Origin of the sequence: Catenuloplanes japonicus (genome assembly GCF_000717135.1) — a bacterium.
In the GTDB taxonomy this organism is placed as follows: Bacteria; Actinomycetota; Actinomycetes; order Mycobacteriales; family Micromonosporaceae; genus Catenuloplanes; species Catenuloplanes japonicus.
The window spans coordinates 62,664-73,880 of sequence record NZ_JNXY01000010.1 but is presented as its reverse complement, the minus strand read 5'-3'; the positions used below and the strand labels follow the sequence as shown (position 1 = coordinate 73,880).

Below are 11,217 nucleotides of genomic sequence, written 5' to 3'. Positions count from 1 at the left end.
CTGAGGTGCTCCTGTCCATCATTTGTTGTGCTGGACGGACTACGGTCGGCCGGACGGAAAAGTTGGTGACCCGCGCCGGCAACCTTTTCCCGGGCCCGCTCGTCGTGGCCTGGCGACAGGGAGGTGTTCAGTGGGGCGGAGCGACCAGGAGTTCGCCGATTTCGCGGCGGCCGCGTCGGGCCGGCTGTTGCACGCGGCGTTCCTGCTCACCGGCGACCGGCATCGGGCCGAGGACGCGGCGCAGACCGCACTGGTCCGTGTGTACGCCTCGTGGCGCCGGATCCGCCGGCAGGACCCGTACGCGTACGCCCGTGCGGTGCTGGTCAACCACGTGCGCGACGGCTGGCGCCGGCCGATCCGCGAGTACGCCACCGAGGAGCTGCCCGAGCCGCCGGGCTCCTCCGGCGTGGACGTGGCCGAGGACGTGACCCGCCGGCGCTGGCTGACCGACGCGCTGGCGCTGCTCACCCCGCGGGAACGCACGGTGGTGGTGCTCCGGCACTATTTCGATCTGACCGAGACCGTGGTCGCGGACGAGCTGGGTATCACGGTCGGCGCGGTGAAGAGCATGAACTCGCGCGCGTTGCAGAAGCTACGGTCGAGGATCGGCGAGCCGGTGCTGGGAGGAGAGTTGCGGTGAGGGACTGGACCGACGTGCGCCGGGAGCTGCACGAGCCGCTCGGCGGGCAGATCGGCGCGGTCGACCTGGGCGCGGTGATGCGGGACGGGCGGCGGCTGCGCTGGCGTCGCCGGCTGGCGGTCGCGGGCACCGCCGCGGCGGTGCTGATCGCCGGCGTCACGGTCCCGATGCTCTACCGGACTGACACGCCGCCGCCGATCGCCTCGCAGACCACCACCGAGCCCGCGCCGGCGGACGACATGATCCGGACCGGCGGCGAGGACGGCCGGGTCTTCATGGTCGAACGCGACGACGACGACGACGGCCGGCTCCGGCTGGTGGCCGGCTGGGCGATGGGCGAGACCGTCGTGGTGCAGGCCACGGCCGAGGCGCACGATCCGGGCCTGCCGGACCGCGAGCCCGGATTCCACCTGTTCACGGTGCCGGGCGAGGAGGAGCTGGTCTTCGGCTACCACGTGGGCCGCGCGTGGCGGATCACGGCCGATCTGGACGGCGTGCCGAGCGAGGCCACGCTGCAGACGTGGAGCGGCGACCCTGACGTGATGGTCTTCTGGTTCGCGGCACCGGCGACGACGGCGGAGCGCTTGCGCGCGTTCGACGCGGCCGGCCGTCCACTGGGCACCGAGGTGCCGTAATCCGGTGGGGCCGTCCGGCCGGGCGGCCGTAGGCTGGGCGCATGACGGACACGGAGCGTTTCACGCGCGCCGGTGTCCCCGAGCGTCCGACGCTGGACGGGCTCGAGGACACCTGGTCGCGCCGCTGGCAGGAGGAGGGCACGTACGCGTTCGACCGGTCGAAGGACCGCGCCGACGTGTACGCCATCGACACCCCTCCGCCGACCGTATCCGGCGAGCTGCACATGGGACACGTCTTCTCGTACACGCACACGGACACGACCGCGCGGTTCCAGCGCATGCGCGGCAAGACCGTCTTCTACCCGATGGGCTGGGACGACAACGGCCTGCCCACGGAGCGGCGCGTCCAGAACGTGTTCGGCGTCCGCTGCGACCCGGCGCTCCCCTACGACCCGGCCTGGCAGGCGCCGGTCCGACCGATCTCGGCGGAGGCCCGGAAGAACCCGGTCTCCGTCTCCCGGCGTAACTTCGTCGCGCTGTGCGCGTCGCTGACCGCGGAGGACGAGCAGGAGTTCGAGACGCTGTGGCGGCGGCTCGGGCTGTCCGTCGACTGGTCGCTGACCTACACCACGATCGGCGAGGCCGCGCGGGCCGCGTCGCAGCGCGCGTTCCTGCGCAATCTGCGGCGCGGTGAGGCGTATTCGACGGACGCGCCGACGCTCTGGGACGTGGGCTTCCGGACCGCGGTCGCGCAGGCCGAACTGGAGGACCGCGAGCGGCCCGGGGCGTACCACCGGCTGCGCTTCTCCGGCGGCGTCGAGATCGACACGACTCGGCCGGAGCTGTTGCCGGCCTGCGTCGCGCTGGTCTGCCACCCGTCTGACGAGCGATATCAACACCTCGTCGGGGGTACGGTCCGGACGCCGATCTTCGACGTCGAGGTCCCGGTCCACGCGCACCCGCTGGCCGCGCCGGACAAGGGGACCGGCATCGCGATGGTCTGCACGTTCGGCGACCTGACGGACGTCACCTGGTGGCGTGAGCTGCAGCTGGACACGCGGGTCGTGATCGGACGGGACGGCCGGCTGCTGCCCGGCGCGGTCGACCACCCGGCGTACGAGCAGCTCGGCGGCCTGACCGTGAACGCGGCCCGGCGGGAGATCGTCCGGCTGCTGACCGAGTCCGGCGACCTGATCGGCGAGCCGCGGCCGATCACGCACCCGGTCAAGTTCTACGAGAACGGCGAGTCACCGCTGGAGATCGTCGCGACCCGGCAGTGGTACATCCGCAACGGCGGCCGGGACACCGGCCTGCGCGAGGAACTGCTGGCACGCGGACGGGAGCTGAACTGGGTTCCGGCCCACATGCACCACCGGTACGAGCACTGGGTGGGCGGCCTCACCGGGGACTGGCTGATCAGCCGTCAGCGGTTCTTCGGCGTGCCCGTTCCCGTCTGGTACCGGCTCGACAGCGCTGGCGAGCCGGATTACGACAACCCTCTCACACCGGACGAGGCCTCGTTACCGATTGATCCCTCTTCCGAGTGTCCGCCCGGCTTTGTCGAAGTTCACCGTGGACGCGCCGGCGGGTTCATCGCGGACCCGGACGTCATGGACACCTGGGCGACCTCGTCGCTGACGCCGCAGATCGTCGGCGGATGGATGCGCGACGAGGACCTCTTCGCCCGCGTCTTCCCGATGGACCTGCGCCCGCAGGGCCAGGAGATCATCCGCACCTGGCTGTTCTCCTCGGTCGTCCGCGCGCACCTGGAACACGGCGTGCTGCCCTGGAAGGACACCGTGCTGTCCGGCTGGATCCTGGACCCGGACCGCAAGAAGATGTCCAAGTCCAAGGGGAACGTCGTCACGCCGATCGCGCTGCTGGAGCAGCACGGCTCGGACGCGGTGCGGTACTGGGCGGCCAGCGGGCGGCCCGGCACCGACCTGGCGTTCGACCCGGGCCAGATCAAGGTCGGGCGGCGGCTGGCGACGAAGGTCCTCAACGCGTCCAAGTTCGTGCTCGGGCTGGGCGCGGCCGACGCGCTGCGCACCGCGCCGACCGAGCCGCTGGACCGGGCGATGCTGGCCGCACTGTCCGGCGTGGTCCGCACCGCGACGGACGCGCTGGCCGCCTACGACCACACCGGCGCGCTGCAGGCGACGGAGACGTTCTTCTGGACGTTCTGCGACGACTACATCGAGCTGGTGAAGGAGCGCGCGTACGGCGAGGGGCCGGCCGCGGTCTCCGCACGGGCCGCGCTGGCCACCGCGCTCGAGGTGCAGCTGCGGCTGTTCGCGCCGTTCCTGCCGTTCGCGACCGCCGAGGCCTGGTCCTGGTGGCGGTACGGCTCCGTGCACCGGGCGACCTGGCCCACCGTGCACGAGCTGTCCCTGGACGGCGACCCGTCGCTGCTCACCCTGGCCGGCGAGGCGCTGGCCCAGGTCCGGCGCGCGAAGTCGGAGCGGAAGCTGTCCATGAAGGCGGAGGTCCCGCTGGCCGAGGCGCTCGGCCCGGCGGACGTGCTGGACCGGCTCGCGCTGGTCGAGGCGGACCTGCGGTCGGCCGCGCACATCGCGAAGCTCGACCGGCTCCCGGACCGTACTCCCGGACTGGTCATCGCCTGTGCTTTCTGACGGTCCCGGCCGGGGCGCCGGTCACAGCGGCAGCGCCCCGGTCAGGAACCGGTAACCCAGCAGCATGGTGAGCAGCGCGGGCCCGGCAAGCAGCGTCGCACCCTGAAAGCGGTAGTTGATCCGGTGGCGGGTCAGCTCCAGCGCGTTGCCCAGCACCACGGCGCCGGCCGCGATCATGAACAGCGCCCACCAGTGCTGCGGCCAGTCGAACAGGTCCGCGCGCCGGAGGAAGAACACCGGGCCCACGGTCGCGCCGATCAGCGCGCCGCCGGCCACGGTCCGGTGCAGCGCGCGGGCGACCGGGTGCGCCGGCGCCCAGAGGAACGTGCCGGCCACCGCGAGGCAGGGCAGCGTGACCATCAGCGGCCAGCCCCAGGTCATCCGCTTCGCGACCAGCAGCACGCCGACCGTCATGGTGAGCAGGCCGGCGCAGAGGATCAGGTAGCCGAGCGACGAGTAGGCGCGGCCGCGCGTCATCACCACGGTGCCGGCCGTGACGATCAGTGCGGCCGGGATCATGATGCCGTTCGCCCAGGGGCGGCCGGTGTCCCAGACCAGGTTGGACACCATGACGGCGACGAGCGCGACGCCGAGGGTCAGCGCGGCGACGTACCGGGCGGGCGGCATCTCCGAGGTGTTCACACCCCGACTCTGCCAAGTCACGCCGGGTGGAACCATCCGGCTAGCACTACCTCTCCGCGGAGGTCAACACCACCGGGTCGCCGACCGCGACCGGGCCGGGCGCGACCGGCGAGGCATAGACGCCGAAGCACACCTCCCGCCGGCGGGCGATCGCGCGGAGGATGCCGGGGTCGCGGCGCGCGGTCACCGGATCCACGTTCACGATCATGCAGCGTTTGTCGCGGCGGTCCAGGTGCAGGCGGGCGCCGCCGACCGTGAGCGTCGCGCCGATCCACGCCTCCTCCGGGAACGCGGGCGCGGTGTCCACGGCCTCGATCAGGATGTTCGGCCGGAAGCGCAGCGGGTCCACCTCCGCGTCGCCGAGCAGGCGGGACAGGCCGTCCACCGACTGCGTGCTCAGCACGCTCAGCGGCGCGGAGTCGAACAGGCCCCGGTCCAGCTTCATGACGCGCACGCCGTCGCCCAGCTCCGCCGCGAGCGCGGGGTCGGCGATGTCCAGCTTCTCGCCGGACGGCGTGGTGACCAGCACCGGTGACGCGTCCGGCCGGTCCGGCTCGGCCAGCCACGGGCGGTAGTGCAGCAGGTCCGGCTTCTCGCGAATGGTCAGCCACGGGAAGCCGTTGCGCGGCGGCAGGTCCCGCACGAACGCCCAGCGGCGGTCGCCGGCCAGGCCGTACCAGGACAGATCCGCCTGTTCCAGCTGCTCGGCGGCCATCGACTTGACCGGGTAGCGCCAGAGCGCGGCCACCCGGCCGACCTCGATACCGTGCGTCACCGCCCCACCCTGTCGAGCCGGGGTTTCGGTGTCAACCGGCGCGCCTAGAAGTCACCCCCGAAGTCGCCGCCGCCGAAGTCCCCTCCACCGAAGTCTCCGCCGCCGTAATCCCCGCCGCCTCCGTAGTCGCCGCCGCCGTCGTCGAAGCCGCCGCCGTCCTCCAGGCCCTCCTGGTAACCGTCCGCGTAGCCCTCGTCGAAGCCGCCCATGCCCGGGTCCGCGAACGCGGGCGAGAACAGCGCGTCGAAGATCAGCATGCCGCCGACCACGCCGGCGCCGGTCGCGAGCGCGGTCTTCCAGACCGGCTGCGAGTACCACCCCTGGGGCACCGGCCGGCCGTTCACCCGGCCGCCCGGGTAGTAGTACGGCGTCTGGGGACCGGAGTGCGGGCCCGCCTTGAACGTCTGGCCCTGCACGCTGACCTCGCGGTCCTTGGTCAGCGTCCCGGCGCCGCGCGCGGCCGCGAGCTGCGGCACGTCCGGCCCCGGGTCCAGGCCCATCGCCACCCGCGCGGCCCGGATGTAGGCCAGGCCCTCCAGCGCGGTCTCCCGGGCCAGCTCGAACTGCCGGGTGCTCTTCGCCTGGTCCAGCTGCCCGCCGGCCGCGTTGTAGCGCTCGGACGCGTCCGCCAGCGCCTGCCGGGCCGCGGGCTCGTCACCGTGCAGGTTCATCACCTGGCCGCCGAGCCGCTCGTACCACCGCTGCGCGTCCGCGCGGGCGTCGCCCAGCTCGCGCTCCTTGCGGGTCGCGGTCGCGGTGCGCCAGTAGAAGAGGAACCCGCCGATCATGAGGACCAGCGCGAGTATCAGCACGTACTCCATGGGGTGAACGGTAGCGCTGCTACCCATCGCCCGCTCAGGTCACGGGGGCTGTGAATCTGCTGGAAACCGACGACTTTTCGGGTTAGGGCCGTGGCGGTACGCGTTGATCGGCCCGTGCTGGGGCATCCTCGGTGAAATGGAGCTCTCGACGGTGGTCGTGGTGATCGTCTGTCTCGGCACGGGCGGCGCGCTCGGCTGGTTGCTGGCCCGCTCCCGGGCCGCTGCCGACCTGGCCCGGCTGGAGGCGACGCTCGAGGCCACCCGCGACGGCGAGCAACGGCTGGAGGCGTCGCTGCGCGCGCTGTCGTTCGAGTCCACCGCGCAGTCTCAGGAGGCGGTGGCCCGCGCGGTCGCGCCGCTGCACGACGCGCTGCGCCGGTACGAACAACGCGTCGCCGAGCTGGAGCACGACCGCGTCGACGCCTACGCGGAGCTGCGCGAACAGGTCCGGGCCATGAACGCGGTCGCGGGCGGGCTGCAAACCGAGACGAAACAGCTGGTCGCGGCGCTGCGGGCCCCTCAGGTGCGGGGCCGGTGGGGCGAGCACCAGCTGCGCCGCGTGGTCGAGGCGGCCGGGATGCTGGAGCACTGCGACTTCGCGGAGCAGGTCACCGCCTCGACCGACGACGGCGTGGTCCGGCCGGACCTGGTCGTGCGGCTGCACGGCGGCCGTACCGTGGTGGTGGACGCGAAGGCGCCGTTCGAGGGCTACCTGTCCGCGATGGAGGCCCGGGACGAACGCACCCGCGACACCCACCTGGACGCACACGCCCGCCACCTGCGCGGACACGTCGACGCGCTGGCCGCGAAGTCGTACTGGACCGCGTTCGACGACACCCCGGACTTCGTGGTGCTCTTCATGCCGGCCGACCCTTTCCTGGACGCGGCGCTGCAGCGCGACCCGATGCTGCTGGAGCACGCGTTCGCCCGGAACGTGGTGCTGGCCACGCCGGCGACGCTGATGGCGCTGCTGCGCACGATCGCGCACGGCTGGCGGCACTCGGAGCTGACCAGGAACGCGACCGTGGTGCACGGGATCGCGCGTGAGCTCTACGGGCGGCTGTCCACGCTCGGCGACCACGTGGGGAAGCTGGGCGCCTCGCTGGGCGGCGCGGTCACCGCGTACAACCGGGCGGTGGGCTCCCTGGAGTCACGCGTGCTGGTCAGCGCGCGGAAGCTGGCCGACCTGGGTGTCTCCGGATCACCGCTGGAGACACCCGCGCAGCTGGAGGTGGCGCCGCGTCAGCCGCAGGCGCCGGAGCTGCTCCCTATTGCCGAAGAGCCGCGGCCTTCTTCATATCCCGCTTGAGCTCCTGCGGCAGCGAGAACGTCAGCCGCTCCTCCGCCGTGAGGATCTCCTCCACGTCGGTGAAGCCGCGCGCGGCCAGGAACGTCAGCACGTCCATGACCAGGTCGTCCGGCACGCTGGCGCCGGAGGTCAGTCCGACCGTGGCCGCGCCCTCCAGCCACTCGTCCTTGATCTCGTGCGCGAAGTCGACCAGGTGGCCGGCGCGGGCGCCGTACTGCAGCGCCACCTCGACCAGACGCACCGAGTTCGACGAGTTGGTGGAGCCGACCACGATCACCACGTCGCAGTCCGGCGCGATCTCCTTGACCACGTGCTGCCGGTTCGACGTGGCGTAGCAGATGTCGTCGCTCGGCGGCGAGACCAGCAGCGGCAGCTTCGTCTTCAGCCGCGCCACGGTCTCCATCGTCTCGTCGACGGAGAGCGTGGTCTGGGAGAGCCAGACGACCTTCTCCGGGTCGCGGACGGTGATCTTGTCGACGCCGTCCGGCCCGTCGACCAGCTGGACGTGTGCGGGCGCCTCACCGGCCGTACCGATGACCTCTTCGTGGCCCTCGTGCCCGATGAGCAGGATGTCGTAGTCCTCGGCCGCGAACCGGCGCGCCTCGTGGTGCACCTTCGTCACCAGCGGGCAGGTCGCGTCGATGGCCCGCAGATTCCGCGCCTTCGCGGACTCGTGGACGGTCGGCGCCACGCCGTGCGCGGAGAAGATGACGGTGGCGCCCTCGGGCACCTCCTCGTTCTCCTCCACGAAGATCGCGCCCTTGGCCTCCAGCGACGTGACCACGTGTTTGTTGTGCACGATCTGCTTCCGCACGTAGATCGGCGCGCCATACAGTCTCAGCGACTCTTCGACGGTCTGCACCGCCCGATCCACGCCCGCGCAGTAGCCACGCGGCTTGGCCAGCAGGACCCGCTTACGGCTCGTCTCGCTCACAACCGCCATGGTACGCACCCCGCGCGCCGCCCCCGTGATCGTGCGACCGACCGCACACGTTCTCCCCCATCCCGCTCCCGTTCAGGCACAAAATAGCCACATGCCGGACAAACTTGCCGAGCTGGGCAGCGCCGTGCCGATCGCGCTCCGCCGCAGCCTCGCCCTGCTCAGCATGCTGGCCGCGGTCTGGCTGCTCCTCATGGCCACCACCACGCTGGCCAGCTCCCGCGTCATGGTCCTGGCCACCGGATACCTGGCCGGCGGCGCGCTGCTGCTCAACGCGTCCCGCTGGTCGATGCTGACCGCGCGGACCTGGGCCGGCTTCGTGCTCGGCGGGCTCGCCGGCACCGGTCTTTCGCTGTGGGTACGGGACCAGGGCTCACTGGCGGCCTTCTCCTACACGCTGCGCCGCGGCTACCCGCTGCACGCCATGCACAAGACCGGCGCCGGCGCGTCCGTCGCGGAGGCCAGAGCCGCACTGGCCGCGCAGCCGTGGCGGCCGGACTGGGGCTACGCGCTCGCGGACCTGCTCTTCTGGGGGTACTGCGGGCTCGCGGTGGCGGTGCTGGTCACGGCACTGGTCCGGCTCGCCAGGTCGTAGGCCCGGAAAGAATGTCGGTGGGTGGTTCTAGGGTGTGGGGGTGACACAGACCGGGCCACCACCCACGACCGGCACCGCGCCACGCACCGGCACGCCCGGCGCCAGCACCGCGGACGAGCCGTGGCCGGTCCGCGTCGTCAGCCAGAAGGTCAGCGCCTGGATCGCCAAGCTCGGCTGGGTCTGGGTCGACGGCCAGGTGGCGCAGATCAGCCGCCGCCCCGGCGCCGGCACGGTCTTCATCACGCTCCGCGACCCCGCCGCCGAGCTGAGCCTCACGGTGACGACCAGCCACGAGGTGCTCGCGGTCGGCGCACCCGACCTGTCCGAGGGCGCGCGCGTGGTGCTGCACGCGAAGCCGGAGTTCTACCCGGCCCGCGGCACGCTGAGCCTCCGGGCCGACGAGATCCGGCAGGTCGGGCTGGGCGAGCTGCTGGCCCGGCTGGAAAAGCTGAAGCGGCTGCTCGGCGCGGAGGGCCTGTTCGCCCGCGACCGCAAACGCCGCCTGCCGTTCCTGCCGCAGCGGGTCGGCCTGATCACCGGCCGTGCCTCCGCCGCCGAGCGGGACGTGCTGACCAACACGCGCCGCCGCTGGCCCGGCGTCGACTTCCGGGTGATCAACGTGGCCACCCAGGGCCTGTCCGCCGTGCCGCAGATCCTCGACGCACTCAAGATCCTCGACGAGGATCCCGGCACCGACGTCATCGTGATCGCGCGCGGCGGCGGCAGCGTGGAGGATCTGCTGCCGTTCTCCGACGAGGCACTGTGCCGTGCCGTGTTCGCCTGCCGCACCCCCGTGGTCAGCGCGATCGGCCACGAGGAGGACACGCCATTGCTCGACTACGTGGCCGACGTCCGCGCCTCCACCCCCACCGACGCCGCAAAACGCCTGGTCCCCGACCTGGCCGAGGAGCAGCGCCTGATCTCCCTGGCCCGGCACCGCCTGGACCGCGCCGTGACCAACCGCCTGGACCGCGAGTCCCAGCGCATCGAGGCGTGGCGCTCCCGTCCGGTGATGGCCCGGCCGCACGTCATGATCGACCAGCGCGCCTCCGACGTGATCTCACTCCGCGACCGGGCCGAGCGCACGCTCGGCCACCGCCTCGGCACCGCCGCCAACGAGCTGTCCCACACGCTGGCCCGGCTGCGCGCGCTCTCCCCCGCCGCCACGCTCCAGCGCGGCTACGCCATCGTCCAGCGCACCTCCGACGACCACGTGGTCCGCGCCGACTCCGACGCCACCCCCGGCACCCCCCTGCGCATCCGCCTCGCCTCCGGCACCCTCCCCGCCGTCGTCACCCCCGACGCCGATTCCGCCCCCGGCCGGTCCCAGGTCGCGCCGGAGGCCGCGGTCATACCCGAGACCGGCGGAGACACCGAGGACCACAGCGACGCCGTCCCCGACGGCGGCACTTCCGCGCCGAGAACCCGGGCTCCGCACAAGACGCCGGCCGCCCGTACCGCTGCCGACCGCGAGAAGAACACCGACGACACCGCCCCCGCCGTCGACGAGACCACCCCGAAGCGGGAACGGGCCAAGACCGCGAAGTCCCGGAAGGACAGTGCATGACGACGGACCAGAAGACCCAGCCGAAGCTGAGCTACGAGCAGGCACGCGAGGAGCTGGGCCGCGTCGTCGAACGGCTGGAGGCCGGCGGCACCTCCCTGGAGGAATCCCTCGCCCTCTGGGAACGCGGCGAGGAACTGGCCGCGGTCTGCCAGCGCTGGCTCGACGGCGCCCGCGCCAAACTCGACGCCGCCCGCGAGGCCCGCTCCCAGTAACCCACGCACGCCGGCCCGCGCCTGAGTCCCCCGGCCCAGGCGCCGCGCCGCCGCCTGAAAAGCCGAAGACCTTCTCTTTCCCACTCTGCGGGTGGTTGCGGTCCGCGCGCTCCCGCGGCCTCAGATCCGTGGCTGGTCACCCAAACCCCACGGCGGAATCACCCCCGGAAGAAGCAGGCTCGCCGGGAGCAGGCACATCGGCCACGCCGCCCGGAGGCTAGCCGCGCGCGAAAGCATGGCGCCATCCACATCCCGAGAACATCATTCCAATATCCGGAATCCAAGATCATTGCGACTCTGGTGCCCCTTTTCCCGGGCCGAATACTGACCTTTCGCCGTCAGATTTCAGCCCGGCACGATCACGCGCGCTCCGCAGGGTCCAGCACCGCGCCCGAAATTTCATGAGATAGCCGGCCGAGGTCGGTGACCTGCACCGCTCGCGTGGTCCGTGCAAGATCGCTGGTGCGCTCACTGCTCTTACAACCCACCGGAAAAGACAGTGAGCTCA

Annotated in this window: 10 protein-coding genes and 1 pseudogene; 7 read left to right on the top strand and 4 right to left on the bottom strand. The window is 72.1% G+C overall.

From position 1 onward, the window contains the following. Positions 1 to 130 precede the first annotated feature (130 nt). Genes OP04_RS17545 through valS form a run of 3 tightly spaced genes read left to right on the top strand, consistent with a single transcriptional unit; the run spans position 131 to position 3,848 of the window. Positions 131 to 640 carry a SigE family RNA polymerase sigma factor gene (locus OP04_RS17545; RefSeq protein WP_033340787.1) on the top strand — a complete coding sequence of 170 codons (510 nt, stop codon included), beginning with the start codon at positions 131 to 133 and terminating at the stop codon, positions 638 to 640. Beyond that, on the top strand, positions 637 to 1,275 hold the full coding sequence (locus OP04_RS17540) for a hypothetical protein (RefSeq protein WP_033340786.1): 639 nt from the start codon (positions 637 to 639) through the stop codon (positions 1,273 to 1,275). The genes OP04_RS17545 and OP04_RS17540 overlap by 4 nt, the downstream gene beginning before the upstream one ends. A 41-nt stretch (positions 1,276 to 1,316) precedes the next feature. Next, positions 1,317 to 3,848 (top strand): valine--tRNA ligase, encoded by a 2,532-nt coding sequence (valS, locus tag OP04_RS17535; protein WP_033340785.1) that lies wholly within the window; start codon positions 1,317 to 1,319, stop codon positions 3,846 to 3,848. 21 nt (positions 3,849 to 3,869) lie between these two features. On the opposite strand, the gene OP04_RS17530 is transcribed toward valS, so the two are convergent. From OP04_RS17530 to OP04_RS54650, 3 genes are read right to left on the bottom strand one after another with little or no spacing between them, the layout of a single operon-like run. Further along, positions 3,870 to 4,490 carry a hypothetical protein gene (locus OP04_RS17530; RefSeq protein WP_051798181.1) on the bottom strand — a complete coding sequence of 207 codons (621 nt, stop codon included), beginning with the start codon at positions 4,488 to 4,490 and terminating at the stop codon, positions 3,870 to 3,872. 46 nt (positions 4,491 to 4,536) lie between these two features. Next, positions 4,537 to 5,265 (bottom strand): MOSC domain-containing protein, encoded by a 729-nt coding sequence (locus OP04_RS17525; RefSeq protein ID WP_198153873.1) that lies wholly within the window; start codon positions 5,263 to 5,265, stop codon positions 4,537 to 4,539. A 44-nt stretch (positions 5,266 to 5,309) separates the two neighbouring features. Continuing rightward, entirely contained in the window at positions 5,310 to 6,086 is a 777-nt protein-coding gene (locus OP04_RS54650; RefSeq protein WP_033340784.1) for a DUF2076 domain-containing protein, read from the bottom strand. 136 nt (positions 6,087 to 6,222) lie between these two features. Between OP04_RS54650 and rmuC the strand changes: the two genes are divergently transcribed. Further along, positions 6,223 to 7,395: a DNA recombination protein RmuC gene (rmuC, locus tag OP04_RS17515; RefSeq protein WP_033340783.1), complete on the top strand. Its 1,173-nt coding sequence runs from the start codon at positions 6,223 to 6,225 to the stop codon at positions 7,393 to 7,395. Here rmuC and OP04_RS17510 read toward each other — a convergent pair. Beyond that, entirely contained in the window at positions 7,355 to 8,338 is a 984-nt protein-coding gene (locus OP04_RS17510; protein ID WP_033340782.1) for a 4-hydroxy-3-methylbut-2-enyl diphosphate reductase, read from the bottom strand. The two genes, rmuC and OP04_RS17510, sit on opposite strands and share 41 nt — an antisense overlap. A gap of 91 nt (positions 8,339 to 8,429) precedes the next feature. Here OP04_RS17510 and OP04_RS17505 point away from each other — a divergent pair, with 91 nt between their 5' ends. The 3 genes and pseudogenes from OP04_RS17505 to OP04_RS17495 all read left to right on the top strand — a co-directional run bounded on the left by OP04_RS17505 (position 8,430) and on the right by OP04_RS17495 (position 10,709). Then, on the top strand, positions 8,430 to 8,930 hold the full coding sequence (locus tag OP04_RS17505) for a hypothetical protein (RefSeq protein WP_033340781.1): 501 nt from the start codon (positions 8,430 to 8,432) through the stop codon (positions 8,928 to 8,930). Between the two features lie 40 nt (positions 8,931 to 8,970). Continuing rightward, a pseudogene (xseA, locus tag OP04_RS17500) lies at positions 8,971 to 10,224 on the top strand (exodeoxyribonuclease VII large subunit); the annotation flags it as partial. 269 nt (positions 10,225 to 10,493) lie between these two features. Next, complete coding sequence (locus OP04_RS17495) at positions 10,494 to 10,709, top strand: exodeoxyribonuclease VII small subunit (RefSeq protein ID WP_033340780.1); 216 nt, start codon at positions 10,494 to 10,496, stop codon at positions 10,707 to 10,709. Positions 10,710 to 11,217: the final 508 nt, after the last annotated feature.